Here is a 19,457-nt window from a genome sequence, read left to right on the forward strand (position 1 = left end):
CCAGCGGCACTCTTTAAGGTTGATTTAAGCATAAGCCCAACACGCAGGATCAGGCAAGCGCTCCGCATGGCGCGGGCGGGTATGCAGCCTTTGGCCTGTGGCACAAAGGCCGCGCGCGCCCGCGGCTCAGCCGCGGGCCGCCCTTCCCGCACGGGCGGCCAAAATGATCCCCCCGAGGATCAGCACGAAGCCTGCCAGATGGTAGGGATGCAGATGTTCGCCCAGAAACAACGAAGACAGGATCACCCCGTAAAGCGGGATGAGATGGATCGATTGCGAGGCCCGCCCGGAGCCTGCAAGCCGCACCGCCTGCATATAGAGAAGGAAGGCGCCGAGCGATGGCACGATCCCGACAAAGGCCACCGCCCATGCGGCCTGCGGCACCATCACCGGCAGATGGCCCTGCGCCAGATCCCAGACCCAGAACGGCGTGAGAATGGCAAGGCCGATCACGATCTGCACTGCCAGAAGCCCGATGCGGCTGATCTCGGCGGGAATGCGGGTCAGCCAGAGCGTATAGAGGGCCCATGCGACCATTGCTCCGAAGATCATCAGATCGCCCTTGTTGAAGGCGAGGTCCGCGAGCCGCGCGATTTCTCCGCCAAGGATCACGATGCATACCCCGAGCAGCGACAGGATCAGCCCGACCCCCTGCCACAGCCGCAACCGCTGACCGAAGGCCAGCGCGCCGATCAGCATTACCAGCACGGGGATCGTCGAATTGAGCAGCATCCCGTTGGTGGCCTGCGTATAATGCAACCCCCAATAGATCAGCGTGTTGAAGGCCACGACCGAGGTCGCGCTGGTGCCAAGCACCAGCCACGGATGTCGCAGATAGCCCGCATAGTCGCGCTTGACATGATGCCATGCAAACGGCGCCAGCACCACCAGCGCAATCAGCCAGCGACCATAGACAAGCGATAGGGGCGGCACCAGATCGCGCGCCGCCCGTGCTACGATGAAATTGCCCGCCCAGAAGAGCGGCGGCAAAGCCAGCACCGCGATCAACTGCCATCTCTGGATCTGTCTTGGCTCCGCGCTCATGCTGTCTCCCCCCGAATGCCCTCATGCACGCGCAAAGAAACAGTAAACTCCTCCGGGAGCAAGAGGCGGAGCAAGAGGCGGGGGCGAGAGGCGGCGGCAAGCCCGCGTCCTGCCCTCAGCCGCCAGCAGCCGTCAGCGCCTCCAGATCGCGCCAGCCATAGGCGCGGTCCTGAAGCGTGGCCTCGGGGCGTAGCTCGATGCGGGTATCGCAGATCTCCGCCCCCATCGCCGCGTAGAAGGCGCAGGCAGGCGCATTGGCCTCGAGCACCCAGAGCGCTGCCGCGCCAAATCCCGCAGCCTGCAACCGCGTGCCCGCATGCCCCAGCAGCGCCCTGCCCAGCCCGCGCCCCTGGGCGTTGCGCTGCACATAAAGCGCCTCGATCTCGCCATCATAGCCCTTCAGCGCCAGATCGGCGTCGCGCTGCGGGCCATAGGAGACAAACCCCAGAAGATCGCCGCCCGCCCGCGCCAACACCACGCCATTCCCCGAGCGCCCTGCCTTATGGGTGATCGCGTTATGCCACTGGGTCATCCGCTGGCGCAGATCGAGCTGGTCGAGCATGGCTTGCGGCAAAAGGCCGGTATAGGTGTCGCGCCATGCCTGCACATGTAGCTGCGCCAGCTCCTCCACATCCTCGAGACCCGCATCGCAGAACCGGACCGCCAGCTCCTTGCGCGAAGGCGGGCGCATCGACCCGCCGCTCTGCGCCATCCTAGAGCGCCACCACCTCGTGTCGCTGTGTCCCGAGCCCGTCGATCCCCAGCTCCACGATATCGCCCGCCTTCAGATAGCGCGGCGGCTTCATCCCCGCGCCCACACCCGGAGGGGTGCCGGTCAGGATCACATCGCCCGGCTCCAGAGTGACGAACTGGCTCAGGTAATCCACAAGGAAGGCGACCTTGTGGATCATGGTGGAGGTATTGCCCTTCTGGCGGCTCTCGCCATTCACTCGCAGATACATGTCCAGATCCTGCGGATCGGCAACCTCGTCACGGGTCACCAGCCAGGGCCCGAGCGGGCAGAATGTATCATGGCTCTTGCCCTTCACGAACTGGCCTGCCCGATCCTTCTGCCATTCGCGCTCGGAATAGTCATTGGCCAGAACATAGCCCGCAATATGATCAAGCCCCGTGCCCGCAGGGATCGCCTTGGCCCGCGTGCCGATGACAAAGCCCAGCTCGACCTCCCAATCGAGATGGGTGGACGAGGCAGGCAGCTCTGTCGGATCATCGGGCCCGCAGATGGATGTGATGGCTTTGGAAAACAGCATCGGCTCCTTTGGTGGCACGGCACCGGTCTCGGCGGCATGGTCGGCATAGTTGAGCCCGATGGCCAGCACCTTGCGGATGCCTGCAACCGGCACACCCAGACGCGGGGCTCCCTCGACAACTGGCAGCGCCTCGACATCAAGATCGGCCAGCTTGGCCAGCGCCTCGGCACCGAGCTGATCGGGCGTCAGATCCTTGATCACCCCCGACAGGTCACGGATCAGCCCGCCCTCATCCAGAAGACCCGGCTTCTCTTGTCCCTCAGCACCAAAACGCAGAAATTTCATAGTCTCTTCCCCAATCACCAGTCGGTTCCGCAAAGGCCCCGCTCAATCGCGCTCACGAAAGCGGTTAGCGGGCGGAATGACAAGGGGCTGGCCCCGCGCAAAACGTGCATCCTTGCGCATATTTCCGCCTAGCGTGCGGATAAACAGAGAGATCCCGCCGGCACTTCATGCAGATGCGCCAGCGCGGGGCAGTGGCTTTCGGCCCATGCCCCGAGCCAGCCGCGCAGATCCTCGGCCAATGGCGTAATCGCGGATTGCGGCGGCTGCGAGCGGTCCCAGCCCTCGGGCGACCACAGATGCAGGCTCTCGTCGAAACAATCCACGCAGATATAGCTGCCCTGCCCGTCCTCGCAGATGGGCAGGAGCCCGACGGGCCAGTCACGCGCGGGATTGCCATCATCGGGATCGGCGTAAAGCTGATGCAACCGGTCGGCGGTGTAGCCCGCCCGATCGGTGGCGCCGCCGCCCAGCCCCATCAGACCGCGCATCGGCCCGAACCCGCCATTCGAGATGGCGCGGTAGAGCTTGAGAAGCAGCATTGGCGGCACGACACCGATCCGCGCCTCAGCCTCGGCCAGCTGCGCCTCGCCCAGAATTCCGATCTCCGCCCGACCCAAACCTGCCTTCTCGGCAAGCGTCATGATAAACTCGTCATCCGTCATGGCATCCCCCTCCGGTTGCCAACGCATCCCACAAAAACATCCTGCCATAGATTTCGGGATTGCCCTACGTCTTTTCACATAGCACTTGCACTAGGATTTCATTCGGCCGCCTGTGCGAAAAGCGCCAGCATCATGCGCTCCGCCTCCTGCAGATGCTCGGTCAGCGCCTGCGCGGCGCCTTCGGGATCGGCGGCGATCACCTGCGTCAGGATCTGTTCATGCGAGGCCGCGATCCGGCGCGGCCCGTCCTGCTCGCGCCCCGTCTGGTTGATGCACAGCTTCACCTCCGCGGCGATCTGGTCGAACACATCCGCCAGCCGCGGATTGCCCGACAGCACGCAGATCAGACGGTGGAAGCCCAGATCGGCATCCACATAGGAGGTGCGCGTCACCCCTGTCCCCGACAGCCCGTAAAGCAGATCGAGCTGCGCCCGCAGCTGATCGGCCAACTCGGGCTCCTCGCGGGCCACCAGCCTGCGGATCGCGGCCGTCTCGATGACCACGCGCAGATCGTAAAGCGCCTCGATCTCTGCCGGGTCCATCTGCCGCACCACGAAGCCGCGATTGGCGCGATAGGCCACAAGACGCGAGCGCTCGAGGAGACGCAGCGCCTCGCGCACCGGTGCGCGCGAGAGTTGCAGCCGCCGCGCAATGGCCGATTCCGCCAGCCTCTCACCCGGCTTCAGCGTGCCCGACAGGATAGAGGCGCTCAGTTCGCGGGCGATCTTCTCGACCAGATGATCCCCCTCCGTCGTATCGGACGGCGTGATCTCGGGGTTGGGCTGCGTCATTATGGCTAACTCTTCGGGAGGGCGGCCCCGTCGCGGGCCGTTCCCCAACCCTAGGTCAAAGCGGGGCACTGCCAAGACGCATTGCACAGGTTTCACCAAAGCTTGTCGGCTCTGCCACAATAACACGCGGAAAATCCCTCAGATGTGATGCAGAACCAGCGGCCGGTCGGCATAGCGCAGCACCTGCACATCGGTCTCGTAGAGACCCGCCAGCGTCTGCGGCGTGATAACCTCGTCAGCATCGCCTTCGGCCACGATACGGCCATTCTTCATAGCGATCAGATGATCGGCCCACGCAGCGGCATGGTTGAGATCATGCAGCACGATCACCACCGAGCGCCCCGCATCGCGCAGATCCGACAGCCGCTTCATCAGCGCGCGCGAATGCGCCATATCCAGATTGTTCAGTGGCTCGTCGAGAAGCATCCACGGCGTATCCTGCGCGAAAGTCATGGCCAGATGCGCGCGCTGCGCCTGCCCGCCGGACAGCTCGTCCAGGAAGCGGTCCGCCAGTGTCAGAAGATCGAACTGGCGCAGGGCCTTCTCGCAGATATCGATATCTTTCGGCCCCGGACGGCCATGGCAATGCGGCCAGCGCCCGAAGGCCACCAGCTCGCGCACCCGCAGGCGTGAGGCCACGGCCAGATTCTGGCTCATGAAAGACATCTCGCGCGCAAGCGTGCCAGAGCGGGTCTGGGCCAGATCGAGGTCATTGATCTGCACACGGCCCGACTGTAGCGGCTCGATCCGGCCCAGAAGTTTGAGAAGGCTCGATTTCCCCGCACCATTGGGGCCGATCAGCGCCGTCACCTGCCCGGCGGGAATGGTGCAGTTGATATCGCTCAGGATCGCGTTTCCGTCGATCTGGTAGGAGAGGTTTTCCACACGGATCATCGGATTTTGCCTTTCAGCAGAAGATAGAGGAAGAAGATGCCCCCCACAAACTCGACCACGACCGAGAGCGTGGCCTGCGAGCCGATCACCCGCTCGAACAGGGTCTGGCCGACCACGAGAATGGTCATCGCGACCAGCATCGAGACAGGGATCAGATAGCGGTGTTTCGCTCCACCGGCTTTGCGTTGGGCGATGGCATGGGTAAGCCCCGCGACGATCAGGCCGAAGAAGGCCACGGGCCCTACCAGCGCCGTCGAAACAGAGACGAGCACGGCAATCAGCACGAGCGCCCCGATCACCACCCGCCCGTGACCCAGCCCCAGCGCGATCGCGCGATCGCGCCCGAGACCCAGCACATCAAGCCGCGGCCCCAGCCACCACGCGATCGCGCAGGCCAGCGCCGTGATCAACGCCGCAAGCGTCAGCACATCGGTCTGCGCGCGGGAGAAATTGGCGAAGGTGACCGATTGGACGGTCGCGTAGGCATTGGGGTCCAGAAGCCGGCCCACCAGCCCCGCGCCCGCGCGGAACAACGTGCCGAGGATCACGCCCGTCAGGATCATCCGCGCGATATCACGCGCGCCCTGCCGCAGCAGCGTGCCGAAAAGCAGCAGCGCCAGCACGGTCATGATGACCGTCTCGGCCACAAATTTGGGCGTCGCCCCGATGGTTGCGAAACCGGTGACGCCCAACCCTGCGACAAGCAGAACCTGTATCAGCGCATAGAGGCTGTCAAAGCCCATGATCGCCGGTGTCAGGATGCGGTTGGCGGAGACGGTCTGGAAGAGGACAGTCGAGACGGCCACCGCGGCACCAACCGCAAGGAGCGCACCCATCTTCTTGAGACGCAACATCAGGATAAACTGATAGTTTCCTGATAATCCTTGGAAAAGCCAGATCGCCATTGCAGCAACCAGCAACAGGGACAGCCACAGGATGGGGCTCTTGAGCCAGGCATGTCGTCCGGCTGATCTGGTGGGTGCGGGCATGGTCAGATCAGACATTGGCGCTCTCCGGCAGAGGTTTGCGCTTCTTCGGACGCTGCGGCTTCCACAGCAGCCAGAGGAAGATCAGCGCACCGGTCACACCAAGAATGGTGCCCGCAGGGATCTCGTAAGGCGCAATGATCAACCGGCCGATAATGTCACAGGCGAGCACCAGACCAGCGCCGCCCAAAGCAACCATCGGCAAGGATTTCCGCAGGTTATCACCCAGTATTCGCGCAGCGATGTTAGGCACTACCAACCCGACAAAGGGGATCATACCGACCGAGACCACCACCATCGCGGTCACCACCGCTACCACCACCAGCCCAAGGCGCATCACTGCGCGCGGGCTGAGGCCCAGAGCCGTGGCAGCCTCCGGTCCGAGGCCAAGGATGGCAAAGCGGTCGGCTGCGAAAAACGCCACGACCGCGGCGAGACCGGCAATCCACAACAGCTCGTAACGGCCTGCAATAACGCCAGAAAATTCTCCCGTCATCAACCAGGTGGCGATATATTGCATCATGTCGGTGTCCCAGCCGATCCAAGTGACCGCCGCGCCGATGACCCCCGACAGGACGATGCCCGCAAGCGGCACCAGAAGCACCTCGCGTGGCGGAAGTTTGCGGATCATCTTCACAAAGATCCAGGTGCCGATGAGTGCGGCCAGGGCCGCCCCCAGCATCTTGGCCCAGATCGGGCTGTCGGGCCAGAAAATCGACATCAGCAAGAGCCCCAGCGCCGCGCTCTCGGCGGTGCCTGCCGTGCCCGGCTCCACAAAGCGGTTGCGAACGATCTGCTGCATAACGACACCGGCCACGGCCAGAGCCGAGCCGGTGAGAAGCGCGGCCAATGTGCGCGGGATGCGCGAGACGGTGAGCACCAGCATGCCGGACGGATCGCCCAGATCCATCGTGGCCGCACCGATACAGAGCGAGATCCCCGAAAGGATCACGATCACCAGAACCCCACTCGTCAGAACCATCCCGCGCGCCATGAGATCAGCCTTCTTGGGCCTCGAAGGCCTTGCCGACCTCGGTCAGCATTTCCATCATCGCCTGATAGCCACCACCAGCGATATAGGCATCGGCGGAGTTGAGATAGACGATATGGCCATTCTTGGCAGCATTGGTCTGCGCAACCAGCGGGTTATCCAGCGTGTCGGAGGCTTTCTGCTCGTCGGCACCAATGGCCTGACCACGGTCAACCACAAAGATCCAGTCCGGATTGGTTTCGGCAATGAACTCGAAGCTGATCGCATCCCCATGCGGCGCGACCGAGAGATCCTTGGCGGCGGGTGCCATGCCGACGGCGTTGTGGATCCAGCCAAACCGCGAGCCCGGACCGAAGGCCGAGATTTTCGGACCATTGGTCATCACGACGAGTGCATCGCCCTTGCCCTTGGCCTCGTCCTGCACCTCGGCAAGCTTTGCGACCAGTGCATCATCGAGTTCCTTGGCCTTGTCTTCCTTGTCGAAGATCTTGCCATAGGCTTCCAGACGCGCACGGGCTTCGGCCACGATATCGGTGCCGATGGTCATGTCGATGACCGGACCCAGCTGGGCCACATTGTCATATTGGGTTGCCGAACGACCGCCGATGATCGTCAGATCGGGTGCCAGCCCTGCCAATGCCTCGAGATCGGGCTCGAAAAGCGTCCCCACGGGGGTGGCGCTTTCCAGCCCCGACAGACGCGAGAGATAGAGCTTGTCGGGGCGGCCCGCGGGTTTGACGCCAAGCGCATCAAGCGTATCCATCGCTGCCATATCGAACACGGCCACGGTCTTGGGCGCTTCGGGCACGGTGGCCTCGCCACGCGCGGTTTTCACGGTCACATCGGCGGCAAAGGCCTGCGCCAGAGGCGCCACCGCCAGCGGCAAGGCAAGCCCCAGCGCGGTAAGTGTCTTCGAAATCTGCATATCAGCCTCCTGATTCATCGGTCGCACCATGGCTCGCGCTTTGTCTTACGGAGAAATCCGCCGAGTCCCGAAGCGCCGGTGGCTAGGTTTCGCCTCTCAATTAAGCGAGCTTAGCATGCAGGTAAAGGATGATTGCCGATAAAAACGGTCAGCTAATTGTATTTTCCATCCCAGCCGGCGGGTATTATGAATATTCACGCTATTGTGCGCCAATCCGCAGGAACCTGTGTCAGTTTTACCCATGTAAACCGTACAGTTTAATATTGTAGGCTATCCGCAATGCCCTAGCTCATGCTGCGACGCCCTCCCATCGTCCAGCCAAACCGGCACGAGTTGGGGCCAATGACAAAAATCGCAGTTCGCGAAACGAAAGACAGGACCAGTGTCGAAAAACATTATTTTCCTCTCCCGCCCCATTACGGTTCCGATGACCGCTCTGGGTCTCGTGCTGGGGCTCGCAGTCAGTGCCCCCCTCACAGTTTTCACCTCCTCTCCCGCCAGCGCGCAACAAGCACAGCAAGGCCCGAAACAGGTTGGCGTCATTACCGTTGCGGAAAGTGACGTCCCCTATATCGTAACGCTGCCCGGCCGTGCAGTGGCCTATGAGCAGGCCGATATCCGTCCGCGCGTCGAAGGCATGATCACCGCAATCCCGTATAAACGCGGCGCGCTGGTGAAAAAGGGCACCGTGTTGTTCGAGATCGAACCCGACACCTACGAGGCGGAACTCGCGGCGGCGCAGGCGGCAGTCGATTCGGCGCAGGCCGCCGAGCAGACCGCACAATCGACCTTCAACCGCTATGACAAGATCCGCAGCGTTGGCGTGACCCAGACCGAACTGGAAGATGCACGCTCCTCGCTGGCATCGGCAAAAGCGGATGTGAAATCGGCGCAGGCCAGCCTGCAGACCGCGCAACTCAATCTGGACCGCACCCATGTGGAAAGCCCGATCGACGGTGTGGTCGAAGTGCCCGAGACCTCGGTGGGCTCGCTCGTTACAGCCAACCAGACGGATGCGCTGACCACGGTTACGCGGCTCGATCCGATCTATGTCGATGTCTCCGAAAGCTCTGCCCAGATGCAGCGCACCAAGGATATGATCGCGGCTGGAACGCTAAAGACCAGCGATGACGTAAAGGCACAGGTGACGCTGGAAACCGGTGATGTCTATCCGCGGGATGGCAAACTGGTGGCGCCCTCCGCGGTCGTGTCGGATACGACCGGCACCGTGGATTACCGCGTCCAGTTCGATAATCCCGATGCGAAAATGCTTCCCGGCCAGTTCCTGCGTGTAACGATGACACTTGGCACGACCAAGGCGATCCTGATCCCGCAAAACGCCACTACCCGCAAGAGCGACGGCACGCTGACCGCCTTCATCGCCTCGGACGAGAACAAGGCCGAGCAGGTCACCCTGAGCACAAACGGCTCGTATAACAATCAATGGATCGTCACCAGCGGCCTGAAAGATGGCGACAAGCTGATCGTCGACGGGTTGATGAACCTGCAAAATGAAGCCGAGATCGAGACAGTGCCGGTTACCATCAATGACGAAGGCGTCGTCGAGGATGCCCAGACCGACGGTTCGGATGCGTCCGGCAAGGCCAGCGAGTAAGGGCTGATGGTCAATTTCTTTATCCACCGCCCGATTTTCGCTTGGGTTATCGCGATCACGATCATGCTGGCAGGCACGCTTGGCCTGACCTCGCTGCCCGTGGCGCAATATCCTGAAATCGCGCCGACAACGGTGCGGATCTCTGCCACCTATACAGGTGCTACCGCAGAGACCGTGCAGAACTCGGTGACCTCCACGCTTGAAGATGCGCTCACCGGCCTCGATGGCCTTCTTTACATGGTGTCGAAAAGCTCGGAAGGAAAGGTCAGCATCACCCTGACCTATGACGAGTCCATCGACCCGATCGACGCCCAGAACGATGTGCAGAACAAGATCTCCCAGGTCGAAAGCCAGCTACCGGATTCGGTGGTGCAGCAGGGTGTGAGCGTTTCGCGCTCCTCCAGTTCGATCCTGCTGGTGGCAGCACTCGTATCGGAAGACAACCGCTACACCCAGATCCAGCTGGGCGACATGGTCGCCAACCAGATTGAGGATCCGGTGCAACGGGTGCAGGGTGTGGGCTCGATCAATTCCTTCGGCTCGGGCTACGCAATGCGCGTCTGGCTCGATCCGCTGAAACTGCGCCAGTATGATCTGACCGCGACAGATGTGACCGATGCGATCACCGCGCAGAACACCAACGTCTCGGTCGGCTCGCTAGGCTCGCAACCCACGACGGCGGGGCAGACCTTCACCGCCACCATCACCGCGCAGAGCCAGCTGACCTCGGTCGAGGATTTCGAGAATATCCTTCTCAAGACCGATGCCGATGGCGGCACAGTCTTCCTGGGCGATGTGGCGCGGGTCGTGCTGGGTCAGGAAGATTACGGCACCCAGTCGCGCTTCAACGGCCAGAACGCCTCGGGCTTCGGGGTGAACCTCTCGACCGGTGCGAATGCGGTGGATACCGCGGCAGCCGTGCGGGCCAAGATCGACGAGATCGCCAAGAGCCTTCCGGCAGGTGTCGAGGTGAAATACGCCTATGATACCTCGCCCTTCGTGGAAGCCTCGATCGGCAAGGTGGAGCACACGCTCTTCGAGGCCATCGGCCTCGTGCTGATCGTGATCCTCGTCTTCTTGCAGAAATGGCGCGCGACGCTGATCCCGATCATCGCCGTGCCCGTGGTTCTGCTCGGGGCCTTCGGGATCCTGTCGGTCTTCGGCTATTCGATCAACACGCTGACGATGTTCGCCATGGTTCTGGCCATCGGCCTCCTGGTCGATGACGCCATCGTGGTGGTGGAAAACGTCGAGCGGGTGATGGAGGAAGACGACCTCACGCCACTGCAGGCGACGATCCGCTCGATGGGCCAGATCGTGGGCGCGTTGATCGGGATCGCGCTGGTCCTGTCGGCGGTGTTCCTGCCGATGGCCTTCTTCGGGGGCTCGACCGGTGTGATCTATCGCCAGTTCTCGGTGACGATCATCTCGGCCATGGTCCTGTCGGCGGTGGTGGCCATCATCATCACGCCCGCGCTTTGTGCGACGATGCTCAAACATAGCGACGGCAAGCAGCCCCCCGCGCCCGCGCGCTGGTTCAACCGCAATTTCGACCGGCTGAACGACTTCTATATCAGCACCGTCACGAAACTGCTGAAAGCGCCGATCATCGCGCTGGTCATTCTGGCAGCCTCGGTGGGCGGCGTTGTCGTGCTCTACAAGAACCTGCCCAGCTCGTTCCTGCCAACGGAGGACCAGGGCGCTGTGATGGTAATGATCACATTGCAGGAAGGCGCCACACAGGCGCAGACCAAGGATGTGATGACCAAGGTGGAGGACTACCTGCTCAATGACGAGAAGGACTATGTGACCTCGACCTTCGGGGTGCTGGGCTTCTCCTTCACGGGGACCGGCCAGAACAACGCGCTGCTCTTTGCCAAGCTGAAGGACTTCGACGACCGGACCGATGCGCAGGCTGCGGCTTCGGCAGTGGTCGGGCGGGCGATGGCCAAGTTCGGATCGAGCCGCAAAGGTCAAATCTACTTCCTGCTTCCGCCCGCAATTCAGGGTCTGGGCAATTCGACCGGCTTCTCGATGTATCTCGTGGATCAGGGCAATCAGGGCATCGAGAAACTGCGCGCTGCAGCCAACAAACTCGTGGCGACGGCAAATCAGGACAAGATGCTCTCTGCAGTCCGCGTGAACAATAACGAGGAGGAGGCCGCGCTGAAGATCAATGTCGACCAGCAGAAGGCGGAAAGCTTCGGGCTGACCATTTCCGAGGTCAATTCGATGCTCTCGACCATTTTCGCCTCGAGCAATGTCAACGACTACAATCAGGACGGCAACCTCAACCCGGTGATCGTTCAGGGGGATGCTCCCTACCGGATGCAGCCCGAGGATATCGGCAAGTGGTATGCGCGCAATACCGATGGCGACATGGTGCCCTTCTCGGCCTTCATGACGACCGGATGGCAGAGCGTCTCGCCCTCGCTGTCGCGGATCGGTGGCACACAGGCCATCGAGGTGCAGGGCAGCGCGGGGGATGGCTACTCCTCGGGCGATGCGATGAACGAGATGGAGAAACTGGTGGCCGATATGGATGGTGGCTATTCCGCCTCCTGGACCGGCATGTCCTATCAGGAACGCCAGTCGGGCAATCAGGCACCGATGCTCTATGCGATCTCGGTTCTGGTGGTCTTCCTGTTCCTCGCGGCGCTCTATGAAAGCTGGTCGATCCCGATCTCCGTCATGCTGGTGGTGCCGATCGGGGTGCTGGGCGCGCTTGCGGCTGCCAAGCTCTTCGGCCAGTCGAATGACGTCTACTTCAAGGTGGGCCTGCTGACGACGGTCGGTCTGGCCGCGAAGAACGCGATCCTGATCGTGGAATTCGCCAAGGATCTCGAGGCCGAGGGCAAGAAACTCTACGAGGCCACGATCGAGGCCGCCCGGATGCGTCTGCGCCCGATCCTGATGACTTCCATCGCCTTCATGCTCGGTGTTCTGCCTCTGGCACGCGCCTCGGGCGCGGGGGCTGCGGCACAGAATGCCATCGGCATCGGTGTTTTGGGCGGTATGGTGGCGGCCACCTTCATCGGGATTTTCCTCGTCCCGAGCTTCTATGTCCTGATCCGCAAGATCTCCGACAAGAGCGTGCGGGGCGAGAAGCTCTGAAATCCTGAAAACCGACTGCAAAGGCCCCGGAGCGATCCGGGGCCTCTTTCATACGCTTGCCTCCGGCGCGAGTCTTCGTGCGCATAAACGATTTCTGAAGATATCGCTGGCAGAAACACAGGGACATCCAGAACCCGGGATTGCCTATGTGCCAGTATGGCTTTTTCTTGCGCGCCCTGCCGCTCGCCCTCGCCAGCCTCGCGACCGCGCCGGTCGCGGCGCAGCCTGTGTCGCTGCTGGCCGCGCAGGGAGGCACTGTCGAGCGTTCGCAGGCCCTCATCCCGTCTTTGCAAGGCCAGTCGGCCGCCACTCCGCTGGTCGAGCTGGCAAGCCTTCCCACCAAGGAGCAGGCGGCGGCTGTCGCTGCGGAGGCGGGGCCGCTCCTGCCTGGTAGCCTCTTTGCCGGCACCGGAGGCTCGAGCTTCTTTGCCCCCATGCCGCGCCGTGTGCGTGCCAACCGCACCGCCGAGAACCCTGACAGCCTGATGGACCCGATGGAGCCGATCGCCCGTCTTGCGCCCTTCATGCGGCAGGGCTCGGATGAGGCCCAATGGATCCGTCACCTGATCGCGCAAGCAGAAGCTGGCCCTGCGGGGTATGACGCGGTCAATTACGGTGCCAAGCGCCGCCCCGCACGCGCGCCGAGCCAGATGACGCTGGGCCAGATCTACCAATGGATCGACGCGACCCCCGGCCAGCCCCATGCCATCGGGCGCTACCAGTTCATCCCGACCACGCTCAGGCGGCTTGCCAATATGCTGGAGCTGGACACCAGCACCCGGTTCAGCCCCGATATCCAGGACCGACTGGCAGACCTGCTCCTCGAGGAAGCGGGGCTGAGCAGACTGATGGCGGGCACGCTCTCGCGTCAGAGCTTCATGAACAATCTCGCCAAGATCTGGGCCGGCCTGCCGACCTCGACCGGGCAATCGCATTACCATGGATATGCGGGCAACAAGGCCACTATGACATGGGCGAAATTCGACCGCGAGATGGCGCGGATCTTCCCGGGTTAGGTTCTGCCGGACGTGGCCTTGCCGGCCCGGCGTATAAACTGAAAAAGGCGCCCATCGGGCGCCACTCTGCGTGCCTGAAAAAAGTGGACCGTATCGCGCCGCGCCTGTCCTCCCCGATCAGGGGCACGATACGGTCCTTATTTGATCTGACTTGCAGATCCACAGCAATCACACCGAGGGTCCTCCAACCCGACACCAGCTCCCCTCCCCGAGAGCCGATATGCAACCGGCATCATTGTCGTTCCTCCCACTCGATCCGGACCCAAGCACGACAGGTTCGAACCGTGTAAGGCAGTTGAAGCATGTGGCGCATCCGACGTCCAGCGGGTTATTCAAGTTTCTTGATTTACCTAGGGTCAATCAAATCCGGATTCCGCCCTCGGGACGCGGCGTCACAACACGAAACGGGCCCGCGATGCGCGGGTCGCGTTCTGTAAATATTCCGAGACAAGCCGGACCCGCGCGAGGTCTTCGGTGGACTGGTGCGACAGGATCCACATCGTGCGCTTGAGCACATGGCGCGGCGCGAGGATCGGCACGAGATCGGGATCGTCATGGATAACATAGGCGGGCAGCACACCGATCCCCGCGCCCTCCCGGATAGCCTCACGCTGCGCGAGGATCGAGTTCGAACCGAAGAGCACGGGATTGGTGATCCCCAGCTCGACCTGATAGCGCATCGCATCCGTGGGCAGCAGCTCGTCGACATAGCCCACATAGTTATGGGCCTTAAGGTCATCGATCGTCTTGGGCGTTCCATGCTTTGCCAGATAGTCCCGCGAGGCGTAGAACCCCAGATGGTATTCCGTCATCCGCCGTGCCAGAAGCCGCCCTGATGTCGGCAAAGCCATTGAAAACGTTAGGTGCGCCTCTTGCCGAGACAGCCGGAACGTGCGCGAGCGGACCAAAAGCTCGATCCGGATATCGGGATACTCCTCTTGGAATTGCGTGAGCACGGGCGCCACGAAGTGGATCCCCAGACCGTCGGGCGCGCCCACCCTGACGGTGCCCGAGGCGCGTCCCGCCTCGCCCCCGATCTCCTCGCGGGCCCGCCCTGTCGCGCGCTCGATCTCGAGCGCCATCGGCAGGATACGTTCGCCCGCGGGCGTGACCTCGTAGCCATCGGGAGATTTGGTGAAAAGCTGCGCGCCAATGGATTTCTCCAGCTGGCGCACACGCCGTGCGATTGTGGTCTGGTCGATCCCGAGCGCCTGCGCGGCCGCGACCATGCGTTTTGATCTGTGAAGTGCAAGAAAGAACTTCAGATCGTTCCAGTCGAATTCATGCTGCATTTGTGCAATGTAGCTCTGCAGAAATATGAATGTCAATTCGACGCAATCGGCTCTTTTACACATCCGGCAAAGGGTGTTCACTGCGACTCATTAGCGCAGGTGCGGCCTTCCGGGCAGCCCGCGCCCAGAAATCCGATGGAGAGTTTCGTGTCCAGTTTGCCCCAGATCCCCGTTTTCGACGGCCATAACGACTTCCTGCTGCGGCTTTTGAAAGATCCTGCCCGCCGCGAGGCGATCTGGAGCGGTGCGGATGGTCGCGGACAGATCGACCTACCGCGCGCCAAGGCAGGAAATTTTGCAGGCGGCTTTTTTGCCATCTACACCCCCTCGCCGATGTCGGGCGATCTGGCGCAGATGTTTGCCGCGATGGATAACCCGCCCTATTGCCTCGATCTGCCACCAATGATGCCGATGACCGAAGCGGTGGATGTAGCATTGGCCGAGACCGGCCATCTGATGTGGCTCGAACGCAAGGGCGATCTGCAAATTTGCAGGACATCCGCCCAGATCCGGGCCGCGATGGCCGCCGGAAAGATCGCGGCGATTCTGCATATGGAGGGCGCGGAGGCGATCAGCCCCGATCTGGATTCGCTCTATGTCTGGCACGCGGCGGGGCTGCGCTCGCTCGGACCGGTCTGGTCGCGGCCCACCGTCTTTGGCCACGGGGTGCCCTTTGCCTATCCCTCCTCCCCCGATACCGGCGACGGGCTGACCATGGCGGGCAAGGACCTGATCCGTGAATGCAATGCGCTGAGGATCATGATCGATCTGAGCCATCTCAACGAGAAGGGCTTCGACGATGTGGCCCGCCTGAGCGACGCACCTCTGGTGGCCACCCATTCCAATGCGCATGTGGTCACGCCATCGGCGCGCAATCTGACCGATCGCCAACTGACGCAGATCCGCGAGACCGGCGGGATGGTCGGCCTCAATTATGCCACGCAATTCCTGCGCCCTGACGGGATGCGCGGCGATTGCGGCTGGGACGAGATGATGCGCCATCTCGACCACCTTCTGTCGATCCTCGGCGAGGATCATATCGGGCTCGGCTCGGATTTCGACGGGGCCGACATTCCGTCCTGTCTTGGCGATGTCTCGGGCCTGCCCAGATTGCTGCAGGCAATGCTCGATCACGGCTTTGGCGAGGATCTGGTAAAGAAGATCGCCCATGAGAACTGGCTGGGGTTGCTGGAACGGACCTGGGGCGCATGATTTCCGCAAGACGCTGAAACTTCCGCGCCATGGGCGGCGTTGCTCTTGCAACAGTTCCAAAAGGAGAGCCCCATGCTCCAGATCCTCTCGGCCTATATCGCCTCCACAATCATTTTTCTCGGTCTCGATATGGTCGGGCTGAAATTCATCGTGAAACCGGTCTTCGACCGCCATATCTCGGACCTCTATGCCGATCCGTTCCGCATGGGGCCTGCGGCGGTCTTCTATCTGGCCTATGTGGCGGGCGCGGTATTTCTGGTCAGCCTGCCCGCACTTCGTGCCGATGCGCCGGTGCAGGCGCTGATCAACGGGGCGGTGCTGGGGGCGCTAGCCTATGGCACCTACGAGTTCACCTCGCTCGCGGTGATGCGCGACTGGTCGTGGGAGCAGGTCATCACCGATACGCTCTGGGGCACGGTGCTGACCGGTGTCTCGCTGTGGCTCGGTGTGCTGGTGGCGCGTCTCTTCGACTGACGGAAAGGCGCGCGCCTTTCCGCTGCATTTATGCAATCGCGTATTGCTCAAATGCCCATCAACTGCGGGGTCTGTGTCGCGGGATGCGCGCTCTGCCCGATACGCCGCCCCGTGATCGGATCGAAAAGATGCAGGCCGGCGGGGTCGACCGCAAGCTGCATGTTCGGCTCGATCTCCGTTTCGGGCGGCACCTGCGCGGCAAAGGGCTGGCCACCCAGCGTGCCATGCACAAGGCGGCTATTGCCCAGATCCTCGACATAAGCGGTGCGGAACGCCCCCGCGCCTGCCCGCAGGGTGACCATCTCGGGCCTGAGCCCCGCCACGACCTCGCCGCGCCCCGGCACATCCGCAGCAATGGCCAGATCATCGACCATCAGCACATTGTTCTCGATCCGCGCATCGATCAGGTTCATCCCCGGCGAGCCGATGAAGCCCGCAACAAACACGGTCTGCGGAGTGCGATACAACTCGAGCGGCGTGCCCACCTGTTCGATCTGCCCGCCATTGAGCACGACCAGCTTATCGGCCAGTGTCATCGCCTCCATCTGGTCATGGGTGACATAGACCGAGGTGGTGCCAAGGCGCTTTTGCAGCTGCTTGATCTCGCCGCGCATCGATACGCGCAGTTTCGCATCGAGGTTGGAGAGCGGCTCGTCGAACAGGAAGACCGAAGGCTCCCGCACGATGGCGCGCCCCATCGCCACCCGCTGGCGTTGCCCGCCCGACAGCGCACGCGGCTTGCGGTCGAGGAACGGCCCGATCTGCAGGATACGGGCGACGTCCTCGACACGCGCGGCAATCTCGGGCTTGGGCATGCGGCGGTTTTTCAGCCCGTAAGACAGGTTCTCGCGCACCGACATATGCGGATAGAGCGCGTAGTTCTGGAACACCATCGCGATGTCGCGATCCATCGGCTCGAGTTCGTTCACGACCCGTCCGCCAATGGCGATCTCGCCGCCCGTCACCGTTTCAAGCCCCGCGATCATCCGCAACAACGTGGATTTCCCGCAGCCTGATGGCCCGACCAGCACGCAGAACTCGCCATCCTCGATGGTCAGATCGACGCTCTTCACCGTGGGGGCCGTAGCGCCTGCATAGGTCTTGACGACTTCCGATAGGGTAATTGCGGCCATGTTATTTCTCCGTCTCGACAAGCCCTTTGACAAAGAGCTTCTGCATTGCGATCACCACGATCACGGGGGGCAGCATGGCCAGCACGACAGTCGCCATGACCTCGTTCCAGCGCGGGATATCATCGACGACCGAAGCCATCCGTTTGATCCCCATGACAATGGTGTAATAGCGCTCGTCGGTGGTGACGATCAGCGGCCAGAGATACTGGTTCCAGCCATAGATGAACAAAATCACCGAAAGCGCCGCGATATTGGTGCGCGACAGCGGCAGCGCATGATCCCAGAAGAATTTCAGCGGCCCCGCCCCGTCGATCCGCGCGGCCTCGGTCAGCTCATCGGGCAGTGTCAGGAACACCTGCCGGAAAAGGAAGGTCGCCGTGGCCGAGGCGATAAGCGGGATGGACAGGCCCGCATAAGAGTTGAGGAGCCCCAGATTGGCCACCACCTCGAAGGTCGGCACGATCCGCACCTCGACAGGCAGCATCAGCGTGATGAAGATCATCCAGAAGGCCAGCTGCCGGCCCGGAAAGCGGAAATAGCAGATGGCAAAGGCCGAGGTGATCGAGATCGCGATCTTGCCGATGGTGATGGTCAGCGCCATCACGAGGCTGTTGAACAGCATATGCACCAGCGGCGGCGTGCCCGAGGTCGAGACCCCCTGACCCAGCATGGTGAGATAGGATCTGATCCCCTCGGAGCCGAACCACAAGGGCACGGTGCCCGACACGAAACTCGAGGTCGGATGGGTGGAGGCCACAAGCGCAAGCCACACGGGCAGCGCCACGGCCGCCACACCGAGGATCAGGATGACATGCGACAGGATTGTCAGAAGCGGTCTGTTCTCGACCATCTCAATACTCCACCTTACGTTCGATATAGCGGAACTGGATCACGGTCAGCGCGATGACGATGCCCATCAGCACCACCGATTGCGCCGCCGACGCCCCCATGTTGAGCCCCACGAACCCGTCCTGATAGACCTTGTAGACAAGGATATTGGTGGCTTGCGCCGGTCCGCCCGCGGTCGCCGCATCGATCACGGCAAAGGTGTCGAACATCGTATAGGTGATGTTGATGACCAACAGGAAGAAGGTCGTAGGCGACAGAAGAGGGAAGACCACGCTCCAGAAGCGTCGCACGGGGCCTGCGCCATCAATGGCCGCCGCCTCGCGCAATGAGGCTGGAATGGCCTGCAACCCCGCCACGAAGAACAGGAAATTATAGCTGATCTGTTTCCAGCTCGCCGCCAGCACCACAAGGATCATCGCATCACTTGCATGGGTCGACTGGTTCCAGTCATAGCCCAGCTGGCGCAGTGCATAGGACATAATGCCAATGGTCGGGTTGAACATGAACCACCACAAAACCCCTGCCACCGCAGGTGCCACCGCATAGGGCCAGACCAGAAGCGTGGTATAGGCGCGGTTGGCGCGGATCACGCGGTCCACACAGGCGGCAAACAACAGCCCCGCCCCCATCGACACGCCCGCCACCAGCACCGAGAACACCGCCGTGACCTTGAAGGAGTTCAGATAGCTCGGATCCTCAAACAGCGCGATATAGTTTTCGAGCCCCACGAATTGCGTGGAAAACCCGAACGCATCCTGCCGCAGGAAGCTCTGCCACATGGCCTGCCCCGCAGGCCAGAGGAAGAAGATCACGGTGATCACCAGCTGCGGGGCAAGGAGCAGATAGGGCAGCCCTTTTGAGCGGAAGATCGTCTTTTTGGTCTGCATCGTCAGATCCTGTCAA

18 protein-coding genes are annotated in these 19,457 nt (G+C 62.1%); 5 read left to right on the forward strand and 13 right to left on the reverse strand.

The window, feature by feature from the left end; translation table 11 throughout:
* Positions 1–126: 126 nt before the first annotated feature.
* From ABEB22_RS13125 to ABEB22_RS13165, 9 genes are all read right to left on the reverse strand, one after another.
* Positions 127–1,044: a DMT family transporter gene (locus tag ABEB22_RS13125; protein WP_406870513.1), complete on the reverse strand. Its 918-nt coding sequence runs from the start codon at positions 1,042–1,044 to the stop codon at positions 127–129.
* A 115-nt stretch (positions 1,045–1,159) separates the two neighbouring features.
* Positions 1,160–1,756, reverse strand: coding sequence for an N-acetyltransferase family protein (locus tag ABEB22_RS13130; RefSeq protein WP_406870514.1), 597 nt, complete (start codon positions 1,754–1,756; stop codon positions 1,160–1,162).
* Position 1,757: 1 nt separating this feature from the next.
* Positions 1,758–2,600: a fumarylacetoacetate hydrolase family protein gene (locus ABEB22_RS13135; RefSeq protein WP_350934113.1), complete on the reverse strand. Its 843-nt coding sequence runs from the start codon at positions 2,598–2,600 to the stop codon at positions 1,758–1,760.
* A gap of 128 nt (positions 2,601–2,728) precedes the next feature.
* Positions 2,729–3,262 (reverse strand): SMI1/KNR4 family protein, encoded by a 534-nt coding sequence (locus ABEB22_RS13140; RefSeq protein WP_406870515.1) that lies wholly within the window; start codon positions 3,260–3,262, stop codon positions 2,729–2,731.
* 98 nt (positions 3,263–3,360) lie between these two features.
* Positions 3,361–4,053: a GntR family transcriptional regulator gene (locus tag ABEB22_RS13145; protein WP_406870516.1), complete on the reverse strand. Its 693-nt coding sequence runs from the start codon at positions 4,051–4,053 to the stop codon at positions 3,361–3,363.
* A gap of 138 nt (positions 4,054–4,191) precedes the next feature.
* Positions 4,192–4,947 carry an ABC transporter ATP-binding protein gene (locus ABEB22_RS13150; protein WP_406870517.1) on the reverse strand — a complete coding sequence of 252 codons (756 nt, stop codon included), beginning with the start codon at positions 4,945–4,947 and terminating at the stop codon, positions 4,192–4,194.
* Entirely contained in the window at positions 4,944–5,951 is a 1,008-nt protein-coding gene (locus tag ABEB22_RS13155; RefSeq protein WP_406870518.1) for an iron chelate uptake ABC transporter family permease subunit, read from the reverse strand. The genes ABEB22_RS13150 and ABEB22_RS13155 overlap by 4 nt, the downstream gene beginning before the upstream one ends.
* Positions 5,944–6,915, reverse strand: a complete 972-nt coding sequence (locus tag ABEB22_RS13160) for an ABC transporter permease (RefSeq protein ID WP_406871154.1) — start codon at positions 6,913–6,915, stop codon at positions 5,944–5,946. The genes ABEB22_RS13155 and ABEB22_RS13160 overlap by 8 nt, the downstream gene beginning before the upstream one ends.
* A gap of 16 nt (positions 6,916–6,931) precedes the next feature.
* The gene (locus tag ABEB22_RS13165) at positions 6,932–7,849 is read right to left on the reverse strand and encodes a siderophore ABC transporter substrate-binding protein (protein ID WP_406870519.1); all 918 of its coding nucleotides are present in this window, start codon (positions 7,847–7,849) and stop codon (positions 6,932–6,934) included.
* A 382-nt stretch (positions 7,850–8,231) separates the two neighbouring features.
* Here ABEB22_RS13165 and ABEB22_RS13170 point away from each other — a divergent pair, with 382 nt between their 5' ends.
* The 3 genes from ABEB22_RS13170 to ABEB22_RS13180 all read left to right on the forward strand — a co-directional run bounded on the left by ABEB22_RS13170 (position 8,232) and on the right by ABEB22_RS13180 (position 13,594).
* Positions 8,232–9,464, forward strand: coding sequence for an efflux RND transporter periplasmic adaptor subunit (locus tag ABEB22_RS13170; protein ID WP_406870520.1), 1,233 nt, complete (start codon positions 8,232–8,234; stop codon positions 9,462–9,464).
* 6 nt (positions 9,465–9,470) lie between these two features.
* Positions 9,471–12,578, forward strand: coding sequence for an efflux RND transporter permease subunit (locus ABEB22_RS13175; RefSeq protein ID WP_350934128.1), 3,108 nt, complete (start codon positions 9,471–9,473; stop codon positions 12,576–12,578).
* 146 nt (positions 12,579–12,724) lie between these two features.
* Positions 12,725–13,594: a hypothetical protein gene (locus ABEB22_RS13180; RefSeq protein WP_339112421.1), complete on the forward strand. Its 870-nt coding sequence runs from the start codon at positions 12,725–12,727 to the stop codon at positions 13,592–13,594.
* A gap of 392 nt (positions 13,595–13,986) precedes the next feature.
* Here ABEB22_RS13180 and ABEB22_RS13185 read toward each other — a convergent pair whose 3' ends face one another.
* Positions 13,987–14,886, reverse strand: a complete 900-nt coding sequence (locus ABEB22_RS13185) for a LysR family transcriptional regulator (RefSeq protein WP_339112420.1) — start codon at positions 14,884–14,886, stop codon at positions 13,987–13,989.
* A gap of 135 nt (positions 14,887–15,021) precedes the next feature.
* On the opposite strand from ABEB22_RS13185, the gene ABEB22_RS13190 reads away from it, so the two are divergent.
* Both ABEB22_RS13190 and ABEB22_RS13195 read left to right on the forward strand, forming a co-directional pair.
* Positions 15,022–16,098: a dipeptidase gene (locus ABEB22_RS13190; RefSeq protein WP_406870521.1), complete on the forward strand. Its 1,077-nt coding sequence runs from the start codon at positions 15,022–15,024 to the stop codon at positions 16,096–16,098.
* A gap of 72 nt (positions 16,099–16,170) precedes the next feature.
* On the forward strand, positions 16,171–16,572 hold the full coding sequence (locus ABEB22_RS13195) for a DUF2177 family protein (protein ID WP_339112418.1): 402 nt from the start codon (positions 16,171–16,173) through the stop codon (positions 16,570–16,572).
* Between the two features lie 47 nt (positions 16,573–16,619).
* Here ABEB22_RS13195 and ugpC read toward each other — a convergent pair whose 3' ends face one another.
* The 3 genes from ugpC to ugpA are packed head-to-tail and all read right to left on the reverse strand — an operon-like array spanning position 16,620 to position 19,441.
* The gene (gene ugpC, locus ABEB22_RS13200) at positions 16,620–17,705 is read right to left on the reverse strand and encodes a sn-glycerol-3-phosphate ABC transporter ATP-binding protein UgpC (protein ID WP_406870522.1); all 1,086 of its coding nucleotides are present in this window, start codon (positions 17,703–17,705) and stop codon (positions 16,620–16,622) included.
* 1 nt (position 17,706) lies between these two features.
* Positions 17,707–18,555 carry a sn-glycerol-3-phosphate ABC transporter permease UgpE gene (ugpE, locus tag ABEB22_RS13205; RefSeq protein WP_406870523.1) on the reverse strand — a complete coding sequence of 283 codons (849 nt, stop codon included), beginning with the start codon at positions 18,553–18,555 and terminating at the stop codon, positions 17,707–17,709.
* A 1-nt stretch (position 18,556) separates the two neighbouring features.
* A complete protein-coding gene (gene ugpA / locus ABEB22_RS13210) occupies positions 18,557–19,441 on the reverse strand; it encodes a sn-glycerol-3-phosphate ABC transporter permease UgpA (RefSeq protein ID WP_406870524.1) in 885 nt (294 codons plus the stop codon).
* Between the last annotated feature and the right edge of the window lie 16 nt (positions 19,442–19,457).

This window comes from Thioclava sp. 'Guangxiensis' (genome assembly GCF_045348365.1).
GTDB classification, from domain to species: domain Bacteria; phylum Pseudomonadota; class Alphaproteobacteria; order Rhodobacterales; family Rhodobacteraceae; genus Thioclava; species Thioclava kandeliae.

Bases quoted from the DNA above. Each gene is read 5' to 3' on its own strand.
- ABEB22_RS13125 (WP_406870513.1), bottom strand. From the start codon at position 1,044: ATGAGCGCGGAGCCAAGACAGATCCAGAGATGGCAGTTGATCGCGGTG.
- ABEB22_RS13130 (WP_406870514.1), bottom strand. From the start codon at position 1,756: ATGGCGCAGAGCGGCGGGTCGATGCGCCCGCCTTCGCGCAAGGAGCTG.
- ABEB22_RS13135 (WP_350934113.1), bottom strand. From the start codon at position 2,600: ATGAAATTTCTGCGTTTTGGTGCTGAGGGACAAGAGAAGCCGGGTCTT.
- ABEB22_RS13140 (WP_406870515.1), bottom strand. From the start codon at position 3,262: ATGACGGATGACGAGTTTATCATGACGCTTGCCGAGAAGGCAGGTTTG.
- ABEB22_RS13145 (WP_406870516.1), bottom strand. From the start codon at position 4,053: ATGACGCAGCCCAACCCCGAGATCACGCCGTCCGATACGACGGAGGGG.
- ABEB22_RS13150 (WP_406870517.1), bottom strand. From the start codon at position 4,947: ATGATCCGTGTGGAAAACCTCTCCTACCAGATCGACGGAAACGCGATC.
- ABEB22_RS13155 (WP_406870518.1), bottom strand. From the start codon at position 5,951: ATGTCTGATCTGACCATGCCCGCACCCACCAGATCAGCCGGACGACAT.
- ABEB22_RS13160 (WP_406871154.1), bottom strand. From the start codon at position 6,915: ATGGTTCTGACGAGTGGGGTTCTGGTGATCGTGATCCTTTCGGGGATC.
- ABEB22_RS13165 (WP_406870519.1), bottom strand. From the start codon at position 7,849: ATGCAGATTTCGAAGACACTTACCGCGCTGGGGCTTGCCTTGCCGCTG.
- ABEB22_RS13175 (WP_350934128.1), top strand. From the start codon at position 9,471: ATGGTCAATTTCTTTATCCACCGCCCGATTTTCGCTTGGGTTATCGCG.
- ABEB22_RS13180 (WP_339112421.1), top strand. From the start codon at position 12,725: ATGTGCCAGTATGGCTTTTTCTTGCGCGCCCTGCCGCTCGCCCTCGCC.
- ABEB22_RS13185 (WP_339112420.1), bottom strand. From the start codon at position 14,886: ATGCAGCATGAATTCGACTGGAACGATCTGAAGTTCTTTCTTGCACTT.
- ABEB22_RS13190 (WP_406870521.1), top strand. From the start codon at position 15,022: ATGGAGAGTTTCGTGTCCAGTTTGCCCCAGATCCCCGTTTTCGACGGC.
- ABEB22_RS13195 (WP_339112418.1), top strand. From the start codon at position 16,171: ATGCTCCAGATCCTCTCGGCCTATATCGCCTCCACAATCATTTTTCTC.
- ugpC (WP_406870522.1), bottom strand. From the start codon at position 17,705: ATGGCCGCAATTACCCTATCGGAAGTCGTCAAGACCTATGCAGGCGCT.
- ugpE (WP_406870523.1), bottom strand. From the start codon at position 18,555: ATGGTCGAGAACAGACCGCTTCTGACAATCCTGTCGCATGTCATCCTG.
- ugpA (WP_406870524.1), bottom strand. From the start codon at position 19,441: ATGCAGACCAAAAAGACGATCTTCCGCTCAAAAGGGCTGCCCTATCTG.